The 18,210-nt window shown below is 34.3% G+C and carries 19 protein-coding genes; 9 read left to right on the forward strand and 10 right to left on the reverse strand.

The window, feature by feature from the left end; genetic code table 11:
* Window positions 1-134: 134 nt before the first annotated feature.
* Window positions 135-1,535 carry a S1C family serine protease gene (locus CLV00_RS07755; protein WP_099714572.1) on the reverse strand — a complete coding sequence of 467 codons (1,401 nt, stop codon included), beginning with the start codon at window positions 1,533-1,535 and terminating at the stop codon, window positions 135-137.
* Window positions 1,536-1,672: 137 nt separating this feature from the next.
* Here CLV00_RS07755 and dapF point away from each other — a divergent pair, with 137 nt between their 5' ends.
* The 5 genes from dapF to CLV00_RS07780 all read left to right on the forward strand — a co-directional run bounded on the left by dapF (window position 1,673) and on the right by CLV00_RS07780 (window position 5,805).
* Window positions 1,673-2,455: a diaminopimelate epimerase gene (gene dapF / locus CLV00_RS07760; RefSeq protein ID WP_099714573.1), complete on the forward strand. Its 783-nt coding sequence runs from the start codon at window positions 1,673-1,675 to the stop codon at window positions 2,453-2,455.
* 18 nt (window positions 2,456-2,473) lie between these two features.
* Entirely contained in the window at window positions 2,474-3,007 is a 534-nt protein-coding gene (locus CLV00_RS07765; RefSeq protein WP_099714574.1) for a GNAT family N-acetyltransferase, read from the forward strand.
* An 89-nt stretch (window positions 3,008-3,096) separates the two neighbouring features.
* A complete protein-coding gene (gene mltG / locus CLV00_RS07770; protein WP_099714575.1) occupies window positions 3,097-4,137 on the forward strand; it encodes an endolytic transglycosylase MltG in 1,041 nt (346 codons plus the stop codon).
* A gap of 44 nt (window positions 4,138-4,181) precedes the next feature.
* Window positions 4,182-5,060, forward strand: a complete 879-nt coding sequence (locus CLV00_RS07775) for a DUF2279 domain-containing protein (protein WP_099714576.1) — start codon at window positions 4,182-4,184, stop codon at window positions 5,058-5,060.
* Between the two features lie 97 nt (window positions 5,061-5,157).
* Window positions 5,158-5,805: a peptidoglycan-binding protein LysM gene (locus tag CLV00_RS07780; RefSeq protein ID WP_099714577.1), complete on the forward strand. Its 648-nt coding sequence runs from the start codon at window positions 5,158-5,160 to the stop codon at window positions 5,803-5,805.
* A 71-nt stretch (window positions 5,806-5,876) separates the two neighbouring features.
* Here the strand turns inward: CLV00_RS07780 and CLV00_RS07785 are convergent, their stop codons facing one another.
* From CLV00_RS07785 to udk, 5 genes are all read right to left on the reverse strand, one after another.
* On the reverse strand, window positions 5,877-6,395 hold the full coding sequence (locus CLV00_RS07785; protein WP_099714578.1) for a hypothetical protein: 519 nt from the start codon (window positions 6,393-6,395) through the stop codon (window positions 5,877-5,879).
* A 341-nt stretch (window positions 6,396-6,736) separates the two neighbouring features.
* The gene (gene scpA, locus CLV00_RS07790; protein ID WP_099714579.1) at window positions 6,737-8,875 is read right to left on the reverse strand and encodes a methylmalonyl-CoA mutase; all 2,139 of its coding nucleotides are present in this window, start codon (window positions 8,873-8,875) and stop codon (window positions 6,737-6,739) included.
* Between the two features lie 67 nt (window positions 8,876-8,942).
* The gene (locus tag CLV00_RS07795) at window positions 8,943-10,307 is read right to left on the reverse strand and encodes a methylmalonyl-CoA mutase subunit beta (RefSeq protein WP_099714580.1); all 1,365 of its coding nucleotides are present in this window, start codon (window positions 10,305-10,307) and stop codon (window positions 8,943-8,945) included.
* A 62-nt stretch (window positions 10,308-10,369) separates the two neighbouring features.
* Complete coding sequence (locus CLV00_RS07800) at window positions 10,370-10,690, reverse strand: septum formation initiator family protein (protein ID WP_099714581.1); 321 nt, start codon at window positions 10,688-10,690, stop codon at window positions 10,370-10,372.
* 139 nt (window positions 10,691-10,829) lie between these two features.
* The gene (udk, locus tag CLV00_RS07805) at window positions 10,830-11,438 is read right to left on the reverse strand and encodes a uridine kinase (protein ID WP_099714582.1); all 609 of its coding nucleotides are present in this window, start codon (window positions 11,436-11,438) and stop codon (window positions 10,830-10,832) included.
* Window positions 11,439-11,589: 151 nt separating this feature from the next.
* Here udk and CLV00_RS07810 point away from each other — a divergent pair, with 151 nt between their 5' ends.
* From CLV00_RS07810 to CLV00_RS07825, 4 genes are all read left to right on the forward strand, one after another.
* Window positions 11,590-12,171, forward strand: coding sequence for a Crp/Fnr family transcriptional regulator (locus CLV00_RS07810; protein WP_099714583.1), 582 nt, complete (start codon window positions 11,590-11,592; stop codon window positions 12,169-12,171).
* Window positions 12,172-12,261: 90 nt separating this feature from the next.
* Window positions 12,262-13,014 (forward strand): pirin family protein, encoded by a 753-nt coding sequence (locus tag CLV00_RS07815; RefSeq protein WP_099714584.1) that lies wholly within the window; start codon window positions 12,262-12,264, stop codon window positions 13,012-13,014.
* A gap of 48 nt (window positions 13,015-13,062) precedes the next feature.
* Entirely contained in the window at window positions 13,063-13,593 is a 531-nt protein-coding gene (locus CLV00_RS07820) for a YceI family protein (RefSeq protein ID WP_099714585.1), read from the forward strand.
* A 69-nt stretch (window positions 13,594-13,662) separates the two neighbouring features.
* The gene (locus CLV00_RS07825; protein WP_099714586.1) at window positions 13,663-13,977 is read left to right on the forward strand and encodes a hypothetical protein; all 315 of its coding nucleotides are present in this window, start codon (window positions 13,663-13,665) and stop codon (window positions 13,975-13,977) included.
* A 171-nt stretch (window positions 13,978-14,148) separates the two neighbouring features.
* Here CLV00_RS07825 and CLV00_RS07830 read toward each other — a convergent pair whose 3' ends face one another.
* The 4 genes from CLV00_RS07830 to CLV00_RS07845 all read right to left on the reverse strand — a co-directional run bounded on the left by CLV00_RS07830 (window position 14,149) and on the right by CLV00_RS07845 (window position 18,177).
* Window positions 14,149-15,030 carry an SDR family oxidoreductase gene (locus CLV00_RS07830; RefSeq protein WP_167547431.1) on the reverse strand — a complete coding sequence of 294 codons (882 nt, stop codon included), beginning with the start codon at window positions 15,028-15,030 and terminating at the stop codon, window positions 14,149-14,151.
* Between the two features lie 78 nt (window positions 15,031-15,108).
* The gene (locus tag CLV00_RS07835; RefSeq protein ID WP_099714587.1) at window positions 15,109-16,236 is read right to left on the reverse strand and encodes a methionine aminotransferase; all 1,128 of its coding nucleotides are present in this window, start codon (window positions 16,234-16,236) and stop codon (window positions 15,109-15,111) included.
* Window positions 16,237-16,412: 176 nt separating this feature from the next.
* On the reverse strand, window positions 16,413-16,946 hold the full coding sequence (locus tag CLV00_RS07840) for a hypothetical protein (protein ID WP_099714588.1): 534 nt from the start codon (window positions 16,944-16,946) through the stop codon (window positions 16,413-16,415).
* A gap of 508 nt (window positions 16,947-17,454) precedes the next feature.
* On the reverse strand, window positions 17,455-18,177 hold the full coding sequence (locus tag CLV00_RS07845) for an SAM-dependent methyltransferase (protein WP_099714589.1): 723 nt from the start codon (window positions 18,175-18,177) through the stop codon (window positions 17,455-17,457).
* Between the last annotated feature and the right edge of the window lie 33 nt (window positions 18,178-18,210).

Raw genomic sequence — 18,210 nt, forward strand, 5'->3', positions numbered from 1 at the left:
GATTGTATTTTTTAAAATTTGCGCAAAAATACCCATTTCAATCGATTTCGTAACGTATTTTATGAATTATTTATAAAATAAAAAAGCCACCTTGTTTTTTCAAGATGGCTTTGATTTTTTTAAACGGGAATGCGTTAGAGAATCACACGCATAATTTCTCCATTTTTATTAATCATTTCGATACGTACCGTTTGGCTTTCTTCTTTTTTACTTAAAAGTTTAGAAACGGTTTCCACATCGGTAGCTTTTACATTGTCAATACTCAAAATAATATTTCCTATTAATTCGTCTTCGTATTGTTTCAAGTTTTGGCTGCTTATGGATTTGATTCGTACACCGTAATCAATTTTAAACTTCTTTTTGTCAGCGGCTTCAATGTTCTCTAATTCGATGCCTTTGAATTCAGCATTGAAAAATTCATTTTTGCTTAAAACTACAGGAACCACTCTAGTTTTTCCATCTCTAATATAGGTAACCTGAACTTTATCATTCGGTCTTTTCGTATTGATGTACCCGGAAAGATCCGCAAACGTAGCCACATTTTGTTCGTCTAATTTGATGATAACATCGCCTTTTCCTAATCCGGATTTCTCGGCACCGGAATTTTTAGTGACTTTATTAATGTAGAATCCTTGCGTTTGTGTTATGCCTAATTCTTTAGAACTAATGCTGTTCAATTCTCCTCCTTCAACCCCAAGAATTCCACGTTGCACATTCCCAAATTCCATGAGATCCTCAATGATTTTTCGAGCGATATTCGAAGGAACTGCAAACGAATAGCCTACATAAGAACCGGTCATCGAGGAAATCATCGTGTTTATTCCTATCAGTTCACCACGCGTGTTGACTAGGGCACCACCACTGTTTCCTGGGTTTACCGCAGCATCAGTTTGTATGAAAGATTGGATTCCGCTGGTGTCTAAATCTCTGGCTTTAGCCGAAACAATTCCAGCGGTTACCGTGGAAGTCAAATTATATGGATTTCCGACTGCCAAAACCCATTCGCCCACTTTAACCGAATCAGAATTGGCAAAAACAGTATACGGTAATTTTTCATTCGCATCAATTTTCAATAAGGCAATGTCCATTTTAGAATCGGTTCCAATGAGTTTTGCCACATATGATTTTTTGTTGTTTAATGTAATTTCAATTTCTGATGCACCTTTAATAACGTGATTGTTCGTAACGATATAGCCGTCCTCAGAAATGATTACTCCGGAACCTGTTCCTACTTGTTCCTGGGATTGTCCTCCTTTATACCCATAAAAATATTCTAAAATGGGATTCGTAATCGTTCTGCGGGAAACGTTTTTTACGTGTACAACCGTATGGATGGTTTTTTCTGCAGCTTCAGTAAAATCAAGTACATCCGATGATAATCCTACTTTCTTTCCGTAAGAATCGGATGCCATTGTGACTCCTGAATTTTTATCATTAGAAAAATATCCATTGGTGTCAAATAATAATTTGTATGAACCTAGTGTTACTACTCCGCTCAACAGGGAAACCAAAAAAAGTGTTGAAAAATTTTTCATAATTAAATTCGTTTATTAAGATATTTACCCGTAAAAATAAAACTAAATTAGGTTCGTAAAATACAGTTTAACGCTCTTTAACAATGATTAACATTTCATTAATAATTCGTAATTTTGTAGAACTCAATTCAATTAAAATGCAACTAGAATTTTATAAATACCAAGGGACAGGAAATGATTTTGTCATGATTGATAATCGTTCAGAGTTTTTTCCAAAGGAGAATACACAATTAATCGCGCATTTATGTGACAGACGTTTTGGAATAGGGGGAGATGGTCTTATTTTATTGGAAAATGACCCTGAAACTGATTTTAAAATGGTCTATTACAATTCTGATGGAAACCAAAGTTCTATGTGTGGCAATGGTGGACGTTGTTTAGTGGCTTTCGCCAAAAAGCTGAAAGTAATCGAGAATGAAACTACTTTTATCGCGACAGATGGTTTGCACCACGCTGCAATTGCGGATGACGGATTGGTTTCACTTCAAATGATTGATGTTGACGAGGTAAAAGTGAGTTCAGATCATGTGTTTCTGAATACCGGTTCGCCACACCATGTGCAACTGGTAGACGATTTAGAAAATTACAATATAAAGGAAAACGGAGCTGCTATTCGATACGGAGATTTGTACGGAAAAGCTGGAAGCAACATCAACTTTGTCAAACAAATTGACGATACCACTTTTTCGCTGCGAACCTATGAAAGAGGCGTAGAGGATGAAACACTTTCTTGTGGAACAGGCGCTACAGCAGTAGCAATTGCGATGAACGTGCTGGGAAAAACAGCTGCTTCTTCCATTGATTTGAATGTGGAAGGCGGAAAATTAGTCGTTTCTTTTGATAAAAAAGAAGGACATTTTACAGACGTTTTCTTGAAAGGACCAGCAGAATTTGTATTTAAAGGAACGATTGAGATTTAAACAAATTCTAAATCAAAAATGAAAACATTAAAAGGCGACAATATCTATATTCGTGCATTAGAACCCAATGATTTGGAGTTTGTTTATGCCATAGAAAACGACCAGAGTATTTGGGAAGTCAGTAATACGCACACGCCTTACAGCCGGTTTTTAGTCAAACAATATTTAGAAAATGCCCATCAGGATATTTATGAAGCCAAGCAATTGCGATTGGCTATTTGTCAGGATCAGGATTTTCCGGCCTTAGGTTTAATCGATTTATTTGATTTTGATCCAAAGAATAACAGGGCAGGAGTTGGTATTGTTATTCAAAACAATGAAAATCGAAAACAGAATATTGGTTCGGAAGCTTTGGGGTTATTAATTGAATATGCTTTTTGTAATCTTAATTTACACCAATTATATGCAAATATAGGAACCGAAAATGAAGCTAGTAAAGCACTTTTTACTAAATTTGGATTCGAAATAATAGGCGTCAAGAAAGACTGGACCTTTGTGAACGGCGTTTATAAAGACGAAGCTATTTTTCAATTAATCAATACTAAATTTTAAATTTTTTAGTTTTGAATCAGTATCGTTTCAAAATCAAATAAATAGGAAGAATGACACGGTTCTGATTCCAAAAAATAACAATACCACCTATGAATATTAAGAAAATTATCACCATTGCTTCTGTTGTTTTAATATCAATATTAATGATTTATGGATTAATACTGTTGAAACAAATTTTTTCTGCCAATACAAAATTTACCGATAAAGAAGTATATGTCTACGTTCCAACGGATTCTAAATACGAAGATGTTAAAAAAATAATTGCGCCGTATGTTGAGAATATGGACCGTTTTGAAATGGTGGCAAATAAAAGAGGCTATTCTGATAATGTAATTCCGGGTCGTTTTCTATTCACAAAAGGAATGAACAGTTATGAATTGGTAAAAACCTTAAGACTTAATTCGCCCGTGAAATTGGCATTCAATAATCAAGAACGCGTGGAGAATTTAGCGGGACGTGTAGGTTCTCAAATAGAAGCTGACAGTTTATCATTACTGACTTCATTTAAAGATTCTATTTTCTTGAAAGAAAACGGTTTTAACGAAGAGAATGTTTTGGTAATGTTTATTCCTAATACGTATGAGATTTATTGGAATACTACTGCTGAAAAGTTTCGCGATAAAATGATCAAGGAATACCGTAATTTTTGGAATAAAGAAAGAGTTGCCAAAGCACAAAAACAAGGATTAACTCCTATTGAAGCGACTATTTTGGCTTCAATCGTACACAAAGAATCCGTTAAAAAAGACGAGAGACCTAGAATTGCAGGCGTGTATTTGAATCGTTTAAGAGCGCAAATGCCATTGCAAGCAGATCCAACCGTTATTTTTGCGATGAAAAAGAAATCGAATGATTTTGACCAAGTCATCAAAAGGGTTTTTTACAATGATTTGACAATGAGTCATCCGTACAATACGTATATGAATGTGGGACTTCCTCCGGGACCTATCGCTATGCCTGATATTACAGCATTAGAAGCTGTTTTAGATCCTGAGAAAAATAATTTCATCTACTTCTGCGCCAGTGTAGAGCGTTTTGGATACCACGAGTTTGCCGCTACATTAGAGGAACACAATAAAAACGCCAAAAAATATTCGGATTGGATCAACAGCCAAGGCGTAAAAAGATAGTTTTGGGGCGGAATAAAAAAGTTGTCTTTTTGTTGCTGTTTTGGATGATTTTCCAAACTGGTTTTGCTCAAAATACAGCGGATAGTTTCTTCAAACCATCCGATTCTTTAGATATCAAAAGACAAAATACAGTTATTATTTCCGAAGCAGTTTTGGCTACGGGAACTTTAATAGCTTTGAATCAAGCTTGGTACGCCGAGTATCCCAAATCTGATTTTCATTTTATAAATGACAATGCTGAGTGGCTACAAATGGATAAAGCCGGTCATGTATTTTCGTCGTATCATTTGGGACGATTTGGTGCCGAAATGCTACAATGGAGTGGTGCCAATAAAAAAAATCAATTGCTGTATGGAGCGGGTTTAGGCTTTGCATTTTTAACTGCAGTTGAGGTTTTAGATGGATATTCCTCTGAATGGGGCGCTTCATTAGGTGATGTTGTGGCAAATGCTTCCGGGACAGCTTTATATGTTTCACAAGAATTAATATGGAAGGAACAGCGTATTACGCCTAAATTTTCTTTTCATACTACAAAATATGCCGGTTACAGACCTGAAGTTTTAGGAAGTTCATTTACAGAACAGATTCTAAAAGACTATAATGGACAAACCTATTGGCTCTCGATCAATTTGCATTCTTTCGCTAAAGGCTCAAAAATACCAAAATGGCTTAACTTGGCCTTGGGTTATGGGGCTGATGGTATGATAACCGGAAATAAAGAAGATACACCCCCTATTTTAACTTCTAATCCAAAAAGATTCAGACAATTTTACCTGAGTTTGGATGTAGATTTGACAAAAATTAAGACTAAATCCCATTTTTTGAAGACCGTTTTCTCCGTTCTTAATACCGTTAAGATTCCTGCACCTACAATTGAATTTGTGCACTTAAACGATATAAAATACCACTTAATCTATTTTTAGAAAAGTTTAACTACTTGATTATCAGTATAATTATTTTTGTTGTATCTTTGCGCATAGAAATTTCTTAACGGGACAGCGTTTTGAAGAAAAACAATTTATGATAAAGAAGTGGTATTTTTACACTAGTCTGACTGTAATTACAGTTTTTTTAAGCTCAGGTTTTAAACCGTTTAACTTAGAAACCAGCCCTTGGTTTCTTATCAATGAAGAAGAAGGAACACACTACTTATTTCCTTCTGAAAAGCAAGAAGATTACATCAATTTGAACATCCCTTTTACTGGAAATTTTTTCGTTGGCTTTAAGGAAGCAATCGGATACAGAGAATCTGAAAGTAAATATAGAAAAATCAATTCTTTAGGATATTTAGGGAAATACCAATTTGGTATTGAGACTTTAAAGTCTGTTGGAGTTCGTAATAGTTCTACTTTTTTAAATAGTCCTGAATTACAGGAAAAAGCATTTATCGCACTTTTGGCTAAAAATAAATGGGAACTGAAAAAGGAGATTGAAAAATACGAAGGAACAATTCTCAACGGAATACACGTTACTGAATCTGGAATTTTAGCTGCGGCTCATCTAGGCGGTGCAGGATCAGTAAAAAAGTATTTTAAAAATAAGGGTAAGCGCTATTTTAGAGACGCTTACGGAACTTCCATAAGAACGTATATGAAACTATTTGGTGGTTATGATACTTCATTTATTGTTGCTGATGGCAATGCAAATGTAAAAAACATACAGATTTAATAGTTTAAACAAAATATAAAAGGCTGTCTGAAATTACTTTAGACAGCCTTTTTTTTGATTCTAAATCAAATTTATTTCGCTTTAAGAATTTCCCCATTCGGACGCACCACTAATTTCATGGTTTCCTTATCTTTTTTGATTTTAATGTTATATTGTTTTTTGATAATATCCCCTTCTGCCTGTGAATAAAGGAAACTGTCATTTACAATTGACCAACCGGGATATGCTCGGTAAATAGAATAGATAACCTCCCCGGGAAGTTTTACATTTTTGAATTCTTCCACAACGCGTATTAGTTTTCCGTTTTCATTGTAAGTTGCGGTCAAAGAGCCATTTTTTACTTCCATTACTACAAGGTATTCTTCAAACCCTTCAGCATCTTTACCTAAATCAAAGGCAATAAATTTTTCTTCTACAGTTCGTACTCTTTGGTCAGGATTGTTGTCAGGAATATAAACAGAAAAATCGGAGCCAACTCTTTTAATAACTACGCCAGGTAATTCTTCGATTTTAATTTTTCCCTTTGGAGTTTCTTGTGAGTATGATGCTATAGTAACGCTTAAAAAAAGTATAATAATAAGTGCTTTCATAATATTTAAGTTTTAAATTAATTAATGATTTTTCGTAATTGTAATAAACTAATATAGTCTAAGGCTTGCTGTTTTACTTCCCCTTTTTTAGTTGTTTAATTATCTATATATCAGTAATTTACAATTTTAAATTTTTAACAAAAATGAATATGCTTATGTAAATTTAGCTTTTTAATTCAGTTTTTTGCGTTAATTTATACCATAACTTATGTTAATAAAATCAGTTAAATCATTTCTTTTTTAATAGGAATAGTATGTTCTTCCTTTTTAATAAAAAACAAAAAAAGCACCAATCTTTTGATTAGTGCTTTAGATAGAATTGAAAATTATAGTGTTCTTTTTTATTCGAAACTGCCCATTAAAATTTCTAATATTTTAATGGCAGCTTCACTAATTTTTGTTCCTGGCCCAAACACGGCAACAGCACCAGAATCAAATAAAAACTGGTAATCTTGCGCAGGAATTACTCCGCCTACAACCACCATAATATCTTCTCGACCGTATTTTTTTAGTTCTTCAATTACTTGCGGCACAAGAGTTTTGTGTCCGGCCGCTAGAGAAGAAACTCCTAAAATATGCACGTCGTTTTCTACGGCTTGTTTGGCAGCTTCGGCTGGTGTTTGAAAAAGTGGACCAATGTCTACATCAAAACCAACATCGGCATAACCGGTAGCCACAACTTTTGCACCACGATCGTGCCCGTCTTGTCCCATTTTGGCAATCATTATTCGAGGGCGACGTCCTTCTTTTTTAGCAAATTCATCTGCTAATTGTTTTGCTTTTTCAAAACTCTTGTCGTCTTTTATTTCTTTACTATACACACCGCTAAAGGATTTAATTTGTGCTTTGTATCTTCCAAAAACCGCTTCTAATGCATCACTGATTTCTCCTAATGTTGTTCGGTTTCTAGCGGCTTCAACGGCAATTTCTAATAAATTACCTTCTCCTGTTTGCGCACAAAGGGTTAGTTTTTTTAATGAATTTTGGACTTTTTCAGTATCTCGAGTCGCTTTGATTCGGTCTAATTGTTCCAATTGTTGCTTGCGAACCATTTGGTTATCCACATCCAGAATCTGTAACGGATCTTCCTTTTCTAATCTATATTGATTCACACCCACAATAATATCTTGTCCGCTGTCTATTCTTGCTTGTTTTCTTGCGGCCGCTTCCTCGATTCTAAGTTTCGGAATTCCAGATTCAATGGCTTTCGTCATTCCGCCCAGTTCTTCCACTTCTTCGATAAGCTTCCAAGCATTTTCGGCGATTTCATTCGTCAAACTTTCTACGTAATAACTACCGGCCCATGGATCAACAGTTTTGGTGATTTTAGTTTCTTCTTGTAAATAGAGTTGCGTGTTTCTGGCAATTCTTGCCGAGAAATCCGTTGGTAAAGCTATGGCTTCATCCAAAGCATTGGTATGTAAAGATTGTGTTCCTCCAAAAGCGGCTGCGGCTGCTTCAATACAGGTTCGTGCCACATTATTAAAAGGATCTTGCTCGGTTAAACTCCAACCCGAAGTTTGGCAATGGGTTCGCAAGGCTAATGATTTATCGTCTTTTGGTTCAAATTGTTTCACCAGTTTTGCCCATATCATTCTTCCTGCACGCATTTTGGCAATTTCCATAAAATGGTTCATTCCAATCGCCCAGAAAAAGGATAATCTTGGTGCAAACTCATCAATTTTCATTCCGGTCGCTAATCCAGTTCGAATGTATTCCAATCCATCGGCCAAAGTGTAAGCTAATTCAATGTCAGCAGTGGCTCCCGCTTCTTGCATGTGATATCCTGAAATGGAAATCGAGTTGAATTTGGGCATTTTTTTGCTGGTAAATTCAAAAATATCAGCAATGATTTTCATCGAAGGCGTTGGCGGATAAATATACGTGTTACGCACCATAAACTCTTTCAGAATGTCATTTTGTATTGTTCCGGAAAGTAACTCGGGTTTTACACCTTGTTCTTCGGCGGCGACAATATAGAAAGCCATAATAGGTAAAACAGCGCCATTCATCGTCATAGAAACTGACATTTCATCTAGCGGAATTTGGTCGAATAATACTTTCATATCTTCCACGGAATCAATCGCAACTCCAGCTTTTCCTACATCTCCTACCACACGTTCATGATCGGAATCGTAGCCGCGATGAGTAGGTAAATCAAAAGCGATGGAAAGTCCTTTTTGACCCGCTGCAAGGTTTCTTCTGTAAAAAGCATTACTTTCTTCAGCAGTTGAAAATCCTGCATATTGGCGAACGGTCCAAGGTCTGCGGACGTACATTGTTGCATAAGGTCCGCGTAAATTTGGTGCAAAACCAGCTCCAAAATCAAGATGAGTAAGATTTTCAATATCTTGTTCCGAATACGTTGGTTTTAGTTCGATTCCTTCTGCGGTTAGAAATGCATCAGCCAAAGAATTTTCATTCTCCACTTTCAACGATGTACTTTCTAATTTTATATGTTGTAAATCTTTTCTTTTCATTTGTTTAGTCCCGAATTACACGAATGCTGATGAATTTTTAATTTTGATTAGTCGAAATTGCTGAATCTTATTCAAGACCAAGTCGCTCTTGTTCTATTTTTTCTGCCAGACGTTTTTCGATTATTGGTGTAATCAATGTTTTTCTTGGTTTGACTTTTACAAAAGGGAACAGCTCTAAATCGTGTTTCATTTTATCCTGTTTGTTGGGATGTTTGTTTGTTCCCAATAAAATTTCTTTACCGTTGTCAAATAATGCTTGAGCCGTATCAGCACTTTCCTGAATTTTCCTTTTGATGATTCCATCATTAAGTTGTTTCAAGAAACCGCCATTTGCCTCTATATCTTTGAATAAAGCCAACGATTTTTCAGCTAATTGATTGGTAAGATTTTCGATGTAATAACTGCCGTCAGCCGGATTATTAACTTTATCAAAATAACTTTCGTTTTTGAGAATCAACAATTGGTTTCGGGCAATTCGGTCACCAAATTCATTGTCTTTGTGGTATAATGCATCGTATGGTAAATTAGCAATAGCATCCGCTCCTCCAATAATTGCGCTCATACATTCAGTTGTGGTACGCAACATATTCACGTTATAATCGTATAAAGTTTTGTTTCGTTTTGTAGGCGAAACAATGATGTTGCAATCTAAGTTGTGGTTGTATTCTTTGGCAATCAGATTAAAAAGTAATCGTAAAGTACGCAGTTTTGCAATTTCAAAAAAGTAATTTGTCCCCACGGCAACTTCAAAAACAATGGGTTTGTTTATAGCTTCAACCCTGTTGAAATATTCATTGGCATGTCCTAAACTATAGGCAATTTGCTGCACCATGTTGGCACCTGCATTTTGATACAATGCCGCATTAATGCTTATTAACGATACAGATGGTGTTGCAGTCGAAAGTAAATTCAGTGTTTCGAAATTATTTTTTTCTTTGGTTGTAAACCAGTTTCCATCTTTGGCTAATTGTCCAATTGGATCCAGATTACAGAAAATAGTAGTATTATTTTTCTTTGCAAATGCATCTATTTTTTTAACGAAATCGATTGAAATAAACCCCAGATTAAAATAAACAATAACTTTTTCTAAAGGTAATTTCTCCAATAGATTGGTAACATCAATCGATTCGTTTTCTATTGTAAAACGAAGGCTGTCCGCACCACGACTCAAGGAATCTAATGCTCTTTCGATAGATTTTTCAATATCATAAACAAATATGTTTTGGCAAATTTTGAAATTTGTCGCTTTTGTAGTTACTGAGAAAGCTTTGGCAAACTCATCTTTGTGATAAAAAGGTTTCACTTGGATGTCTTCGGGAGAATTCCAAACTAAGGTTTCATTATAATCCGCTCCATTGAGTTCAAATTGGATTTTTTGTTTCCATTGCTTGGAGGAAATGGGATTGAAATCATCGAAAAGATTTGTTGTCATTTTGTTTATGGTTTTCCTAATTCCAGCTTTTTCCTATTGGAAATGAGCTGAAACTTGGTGTTTTATTTTTCAATCGTGTCACCTTCGAATTCAATGATATAAATATCTTCACTATCTTTTTTCATATAGTATTTCTCTCGGGCGTATTTTTCTATCTGTTCTGAATTTTTTAATTGCTTGATGTTCTCTTGGTCCTTTTTTATTTCTTCCTTATAATAATTGGCATTGTCTTCTAATTCGTTGATTTGTTTGTCTAAAACACGATGTCCGAAATAGGAATAGTTGTCCAAAAAAATCATCCAAGTAGCAAAAAATAACAACACCCAGACATATTTGTTACTTAAAAATTTAAACCAAGGTTTGTCTTTATACGGATTTGTCATTTTTTATTTTTTTAGCCCCGATTACAGTGAAAATCCTTTTAGTAGGTGATGATGACGAAGGAAGATGCACCTACTAAAAGATTGAAACGGAAAGCGGGAAATAGCTCCTAATAATTATTACACTAAAATTACAATTAAATTATAGAATTTTTTGATTTATTACCGCACGAACTACATCAATGGCTACTGTATTGTATTTATCGTTTGGTATAATAATGTCTGCAAATGCTTTGGTTGGTTCTATAAACTGCTCGTGCATTGGCTTCAATGTTGTTTGATATCTGTTGATTACTTCATGCATATCTCGGCCACGTTCAGCAATATCGCGTTTCATACGACGGATTAATCGTTCGTCAGAATCAGCATGAACGTATATTTTTACATCAAATAATTCTCTTAATTCTGGGTTTGCCAAAATTAAAATCCCTTCGACAATCATCACTTTTCGAGGATGTGTGAAAACGGTATCGTCCGTTCTATTGTGTGTCACAAACGAATAAACGGGTTGATGAATGTTGTTTCCTTCTTTTAATTCTTTAAGGTGAGTGACCAATAATTCGAAATCAATGGCACGCGGATGATCAAAATTAATTAATGCTCTTTCATCAAATGATAGTCCGTGATTTTCTTTATAATACGAGTCTTGCGAAATAATTCCTACTTCGGTTTCGGGTAATTCATTCATGATTTGATGTACAACGGTTGTTTTTCCGCTTCCTGTACCACCTGCAATTCCTATAATGAGCATAATTTTTTTGTTATGTATTTTATCCCGACAAAAATAGGAATTTAATTGGGAGTGGATTTTATTTTTTGAGGAAATCTTGCTAATTTAATATATTTATTGGTCGTTGTTAATTGACATTTTTTTCTATCTTTAGTTTCTAAAACAGACTGCTTTGTATTCACAAATCAATAAAAATATAAGTCGCTATGTTACTTTTGAACCGAAAGAATTAGAAATTTTCAATTCTTTATTGGAATATAAAACGGTTCCTAAGAAAACAATTTTACTTCATGAAGGCGAGATGTGCAATTTTGAAGCTTTTGTTATCAAAGGTTGTGTCCGCAAATATTATATTGATGCCAATGGTTTTGAAGTCATTCTACAATTTGCCATTGAAAATGCGTGGATAAGCGATATTTCTTTTAGTATTTATGAAGATAAACCGAGTCGTGTGTATATCGAAACATTGGAAGATTGCGAATTTTTTATGTTCAGTCCAGACAGTAAAGAAGAACTATTCGTCAAAGCACCAAAGTTTGAACGCGCTTTCCGCATCCTGATGCAACGCAATCTTGCGGTAACCCAAGAACGCTTGTTTTACACCATTTCTAAAACTGCCACCGAGAAATATTTAGAATTTCTCGAACATTATCCTACACTTTCACAGCGCGTTGCCCAGCATTATATTGCGTCTTATTTGGGTATTTCGGCGGAGTTTCTTAGTAAAATAAGGACTAAAATCGCCAAACACTAAATTCTCGTTATTTTTCATTTCTTGTCCTAGTTCAATGCATGCGCTTTTTTTTTGACGCAACTTTGTACCACAATATTAAAGAACAGAACAATGGAAAATACAGATAAAATTATAGAAGGAGCAATTACACATTCCGTTTTGCATAAAGCGGAAACTCGCGGTCATGCCAATCACGGTTGGTTAGAATCCTATCACACTTTTAGTTTTGCAAATTATCACAATCCAGAACGTATGAATTTTGGTGTGTTGCGTGTTTTGAATGATGACAGAGTCAATCAAGGAATGGGTTTTGGGAAACATCCGCATGACAATATGGAAATTATTTCTATTCCGCTTGAAGGTGATTTAGAACACCAAGACAGTATGGGAAATACTACCGTAATCAAAGAAGGTGATATTCAAGCGATGAGCGCCGGTACGGGGATTTTTCACAGTGAATACAATAAAAACAAAGATCAGTTGGTTAAGTTTTTGCAGATTTGGATTTATCCAAATCAGAAAAATGTAACACCTCGTTATGACCAAATCACTTTAGATTTAAACGATCGTCACAATAAATTACAACAAATTTTATCGCCAAATCCTGAAGATGAAGGCGTTTGGATTCATCAGGATGCTTGGTTTCATATTGGGAAATTTGACAATGATTTTTCTACTTCATATGAATTGAAAAAACCGGGAAATGGAATTTATGCTTTTGTTTTGAAAGGAGATTTTACCATAGGGGACATTGCTTTAAATGAACGTGACGGATTAGGAATTTGGGATACCAATAGTATTAAAATTACCGCTAATTCTGCCAATGCTGAAATCCTTTTGATGGAAGTACCGATGAAATTGTAATTAAATAAATGAATAATAGAAATAACTAATAATAAATAAAATAATACTATGTCAACAACAAAATGGGTAATTGACCCAACACACTCAGAAATTGGTTTTAAAGTGAAACACATGATGTTCACTAATGTTTCAGGTAAATTTTCAAAATTTGACGCAACGATTGAAGCAGAAGATAACGATTTTGAAAACGCAAAAATTGAATTTACCGGAGCAATTGATTCGATAACAACTGGAAATGCAGATAGAGATACTCATTTATTGAGTCCGGATTTTTTTGATGCTGCACAGTTTCCAGAAATTAAATTTAGCGCTACTTCTTTCACCAAAATTAATGAAGGTGAATATGAATTGGTTGGTGATTTAACCTTACACGGTGTTACAAAATCAGTGAAATTAGCTGCAGAATATGGCGGATTAATGAAAGATCCATGGGGGAATACTAAAATAGCACTTGCATTAGAAGGAAAAATCAACAGAAAAGATTGGGGATTAAACTGGAATTCGGCTCTTGAAACTGGTGGTGTTTTAGTAAGCGAAGAAGTTCGTTTGAATATCGAATTGCAATTTGTGCAACAATAATTTTAAAGTAAATAAGCACAAATCTCAAAGAATTATTTCTCTTGAGGTTTGTGTTTTTTAAAAATTGGAATGATGGAAACCATAAATATTTTATACATAGGAAGACATCTCGAAATCTTGGCAACTGTAATCCGATTAATAAATGCAAACGAGAATTGGAATGGAGTAGGCGTTATGAACGATGAGGAAGCTAAGGAGATTTTTATAAGAAAAGATTTTTCACTTGTATTGTTAGGTTCCGGAATTCAAGAAGAAAGTGAAACTAATTTGTGCACTTTTTTCAATAAACAGAATCCAAATATAATTATTGTTCAGCATTATGGCGGTGGAAGTGGTTTGCTGAAAAGTGAAATTTTACTTGCCTTGGAAAACAATAAAAATTAAAAACTCTTTTTTAACCATTAAGAAATTAAGAAAAATTAAGCACAACTTCTTAATTCTTCTTAATTTCTTAATGGTTAAATTTATAAAATAGGATGTTTACTAAAATATTTAGTAGTGTCAACTAAAAAAAGAGAGCCAAGTGACTCTCTTTTTTGTTTTTGTATAAAACTATTATTTGTTCTTCTTTGCTTTAATCATCATTTCTAACTGATCCCAAAGTTCTTCGGGAATAGCTTCCAGAATATTGAATTGACCGGCTCCTTTCAACCATTCGCCACCATCAATAACAACGACTTCACCATTTACATACGCTGAAAAATCAGAAACCAAATAAGCCGCTAAATTGGCTAATTCCTGATGATCTCCTACACGTTTTAATGGCACTTTTTTAGCCATATCAAATTTTTCGGCTAAATCTCCTGGTAATAATCGGTCCCACGCTCCTTTAGTTGGGAACGGTCCCGGAGCAATTGCATTAGAACGAATTCCGTATTTTGCCCATTCTACCGCAAGACTTCGTGTCATAGCAAGAACTCCGGCTTTTGCAGTAGCACTTGGCACCACATAAGCAGAACCTGTCCAAGCGTAAGTCGTAACAATATTTAAGATGGTAGATGATTTTTGTTTGGTGTCAATCCAATGTTTTCCAAAAGCAAGGGTACAGTTTTTGGTGCCTTTTAAAACAATATCAATTACAGTATCAAAAGCATTAGCAGATAATCTTTCGGTTGGAGAAATAAAGTTTCCGGCAGCATTATTCAGTAAAACATCCACTTTACCAAAAGCTTTCAAAACTTCTTGGAGCATATTTTCGACTTCTTCATAATGGCGTACATCACATTGAATAGGAAGGCAAGTTCCGCCTGTTTCCGTTTCCAGTTCTGCTGCAGTGTTTTTCAGTTTTTCTAAATCTCTTGAAGTAATGGCTACTTGCGCCCCTAATTCTAAGAAATATTTAGTCATTGCTTTTCCTAAACCGCTTCCGCCTCCGGTTACGACAATCACTTTGCCTTTCAGGGCATCGTCACGTAACATTTTATCTGTATAACTCATATTTTTGATATTTTTTTATTGTAAATATAATAAATTAAATAGTATGCATGCATAATAAAAAAAACAAAATCGTTTCTTTTAAATCGCACACAATCTTTTAGCAGCTTCTTCCAGCGTAGCATTGTCTTTGGCAAAACAAAACCGAACTAATTTTAGGTCTTTTCCATCGGTATAAAAAGTAGAAATAGGAATTGCAGCCACGCCATGTTCAGTAATGAGGCGTTTACAGAAATCAACATCGCTCTCATTTGATATAGCTGCATAAGAAGCCACCTGAAAATAAGTTCCCTCGCAAGGCATGAGTTCGAAGCGACTATTTTTTAATAATTGTCTAAAGTAATCTCGTTTTTCTAGATATAATTTCCCGATTTCAGCAATAGAAACGATGTCTAGATACTCGCTAATAGCAATTTGAGAAATACTATTTACGCTAAAAACTAAAAACTGATGCACTTTTTTGATTTCCTTTATCAGGTATTCCGGCGCTACTAAATAACCAACTTTCCATCCCGTAACATGGAATGATTTTCCAAAAGAGGAAACCATCACACTACGATTTAATAATTTCTCACGTGTATGAGCCGAAATATGTTTTTCTTCGAAAGTGATGTACTCATAGACTTCATCAGAAAGAAGTATGATATCCGGATATTTTTCCAACAGGATTTCCAACGATTCAAAATCTGATTTCGCCAAGATTTTCCCCGTTGGATTATGCGGATTATTAATTATAATCATTTTGGTTTTTGGAGTACATGCCTTTTCGATAATTTCCCAATTTGAAGTATAATCATCATTCAGTGCTACCCGAACTGGATTTGCGTTGCACAATAAGACGGGTGCTTCATAGCAATCATAACTTGGATCTAAGATAATTACGTCATCATTATTTTTTACCAAAGCCGTTATAGTGGTAAAAATAGCTTGTGTTGCTCCGGCAGTAACCAGCAATTCCGTTTCGGGCTGAATAGTTCTTCTATAGGAGTGTTTAACGAGTGTCGCTATTTTTGATAATAATGGAGGATAACCAGACATTGGAGTGTATTGATGCACATTTTCTTTCGCCAGTTTGGCAACAATATCAGTTAATCTTTCGTCAACGGGAAAGTTTGGAAAACCTTGTGAAAGATTGATGGCGTTATATTCAGCTGCCATTTTTGACATAACCGTAAAAATACTCGTGCTGATATTTGGTAGTTTACTCATAAAAAAATAACGTTGATTACTTTATAAAAGTAGTAGTTTAATCCTAATTTTAATTTTTTGGGAACTGATAATTATCAAAAATTTAAGGTATTGCGTTTTTGTATTTATTTGCCAAATCGTATGCTAAAAAAAAAAGCCACCAGTTCGGTAGCTTTTTCTTTATGGTTGTTAGTAGTTTAATTTCCTTTGACAATTTCACCATCTGGTTTGACAATTAATTTTCGAACTTCATTGCCTTTTTTTATCTTAAGATTGTACTCTTTTTTAATAATATCACCTTCTTTTTGAGAATATAGATACTTGTCATTTATAATCTGCCAACCTGGGTATGTTTTGTAAATGGAATAAATTACACTATTAGGAAGTTTTATATTTTTATAGTTTTCAATTACACTAGTCAATTTACCATTTTCATTATATGTTGCAGTCAATGTGCCTTTACTGGTTTCCATAATCACCAAATAATTTTCAAATCCTTCATAATCTCTCCCTAAATCATAGGCTATGAATTTTTCTTCAAGTGCTCTTACACTTTTATCTGGGTTTCTATCAGGTAAGTATATGGAAAAATCCTTACCGGCACTTTTAATAACAACTCCCGGTAAATTTTCCATTTTAATATTTCCTTGCCCTGAATTAACTTCTTTATCTTGGGAATAAGATAGTGTGCTTATGCATAAAAAAAATAAAACAATTATATATGATTTCATGATACTTTGTTTTTGAATTAATGGTCTAATACATAATACATTAATGATAAAAATAATTAGTAAGGCTTAATTCATTTCTTCCCCTTTTTGTTGTTTGTAATTTATTTAGATCATTATAATTCATAACATCAGTAGTTTTATTTTTTGAATTTTGAATCAAAAAATGACTGTGGGCATTAGTAAAATTAGCTTTTTTTTATAGGTACGTAGGTTAATTTTTTTGTAATTAATGTTAATATAAATAGCCGTTTTATGGGAGTTTTTTAGCAGGAAAATCCATTTGCAATAGCGAGGAAACAAAGCCATATTTACTCATTCGATATAAAAAAGGATCTTTTAGTAAGGAATTTTTTAGGTTGTCTAATTGACATGAGGAAACCTTTCAAAATATTTAATTTTGAAATGAAATTGCAGCACTAAAAAAGAAGTGTTTTTATACTATTTGGAAAAGCGATTGGTCTTTAAATGAGATTTAAAAACCAATTTTTAAATTTCAAAATGAGGAAAGTTACATTTTGTGAATGATGAAAATAGTAGGGCGGTTGTGTAAATCCACTTTTACTTTTTTCCAATCAGAAGCTCTCAGGGTTTTGATATATTCTGTTGGTAAAGTAATGTCAGTAGCAATACAAAGGTGAGTCGCGGGATTAATAGCCTGCAAGATATCCTCCAGCATTTTATTATTTCGATACGGAGTTTCTATGAATATTTGAGATTGGTTTTTCTCCTGAGATAATTTTTCCAAATTTTTCAGAGCTGTCTTTTTTTCTCCTTTTTCTATTGGTAAATAACCATTAAACGTAAAACTTTGTCCATTCATTCCTGAAGCCATCATCGCCAAAAGAATAGAAGAAGGTCCAACTAACGGTATAACTTGAATTCCTTTTTCATGTGCTAATTTTACAATAACTGCACCGGGATCAGCAACACCAGGGCAGCCTGCTTCGCTCATTAATCCCATATTTTTCCCTTCTAATAAAGGTTTAATGAAATCTAAATGCTCTTTGATTTCGGTATGTTTATTTAATACAAAAAGCTTTAGCTCCGATTGTTTCTTTTCAGGATGTACGCCTTTAATAGATTTTCGGGCTGTTTTTTCGTTTTCAACAATATAATAATCAATGAAATCAATACTTCTTTTTACGGTTTGAGGCAACACATCCATTGGATCGCAATCGCCCATTGTAGTAGGGATTAAGTACAGTTTTCCTAATAAAGTAGTTGTTTGCATTGCTGTATTTTTACGTTTCTAAAGTAAATTTCC

Origin of the sequence: Flavobacterium sp. 11, from assembly GCF_002754315.1 — a bacterium.
GTDB classification, from domain to species: Bacteria; Bacteroidota; Bacteroidia; order Flavobacteriales; family Flavobacteriaceae; genus Flavobacterium; species Flavobacterium algoritolerans.

Excerpts from the sequence above, each read along its gene's own strand:
- CLV00_RS07755 (WP_099714572.1), bottom strand. The coding sequence starts at position 1,535 with ATGAAAAATTTTTCAACACTTTTTTTGGTTTCCCTGTTGAGCGGAGTA.
- dapF (WP_099714573.1), top strand. The coding sequence starts at position 1,673 with ATGCAACTAGAATTTTATAAATACCAAGGGACAGGAAATGATTTTGTC.
- CLV00_RS07765 (WP_099714574.1), top strand. The coding sequence starts at position 2,474 with ATGAAAACATTAAAAGGCGACAATATCTATATTCGTGCATTAGAACCC.
- mltG (WP_099714575.1), top strand. The coding sequence starts at position 3,097 with ATGAATATTAAGAAAATTATCACCATTGCTTCTGTTGTTTTAATATCA.
- CLV00_RS07775 (WP_099714576.1), top strand. The coding sequence starts at position 4,182 with ATGATTTTCCAAACTGGTTTTGCTCAAAATACAGCGGATAGTTTCTTC.
- CLV00_RS07780 (WP_099714577.1), top strand. The coding sequence starts at position 5,158 with ATGATAAAGAAGTGGTATTTTTACACTAGTCTGACTGTAATTACAGTT.
- CLV00_RS07785 (WP_099714578.1), bottom strand. The coding sequence starts at position 6,395 with ATGAAAGCACTTATTATTATACTTTTTTTAAGCGTTACTATAGCATCA.
- scpA (WP_099714579.1), bottom strand. The coding sequence starts at position 8,875 with ATGAAAAGAAAAGATTTACAACATATAAAATTAGAAAGTACATCGTTG.
- CLV00_RS07795 (WP_099714580.1), bottom strand. The coding sequence starts at position 10,307 with ATGACAACAAATCTTTTCGATGATTTCAATCCCATTTCCTCCAAGCAA.
- CLV00_RS07800 (WP_099714581.1), bottom strand. The coding sequence starts at position 10,690 with ATGACAAATCCGTATAAAGACAAACCTTGGTTTAAATTTTTAAGTAAC.
- udk (WP_099714582.1), bottom strand. The coding sequence starts at position 11,438 with ATGCTCATTATAGGAATTGCAGGTGGTACAGGAAGCGGAAAAACAACC.
- CLV00_RS07815 (WP_099714584.1), top strand. The coding sequence starts at position 12,262 with ATGGAAAATACAGATAAAATTATAGAAGGAGCAATTACACATTCCGTT.
- CLV00_RS07820 (WP_099714585.1), top strand. The coding sequence starts at position 13,063 with ATGTCAACAACAAAATGGGTAATTGACCCAACACACTCAGAAATTGGT.
- CLV00_RS07825 (WP_099714586.1), top strand. The coding sequence starts at position 13,663 with ATGATGGAAACCATAAATATTTTATACATAGGAAGACATCTCGAAATC.
- CLV00_RS07830 (WP_167547431.1), bottom strand. The coding sequence starts at position 15,030 with ATGAGTTATACAGATAAAATGTTACGTGACGATGCCCTGAAAGGCAAA.
- CLV00_RS07835 (WP_099714587.1), bottom strand. The coding sequence starts at position 16,236 with ATGAGTAAACTACCAAATATCAGCACGAGTATTTTTACGGTTATGTCA.
- CLV00_RS07840 (WP_099714588.1), bottom strand. The coding sequence starts at position 16,946 with ATGAAATCATATATAATTGTTTTATTTTTTTTATGCATAAGCACACTA.
- CLV00_RS07845 (WP_099714589.1), bottom strand. The coding sequence starts at position 18,177 with ATGCAAACAACTACTTTATTAGGAAAACTGTACTTAATCCCTACTACA.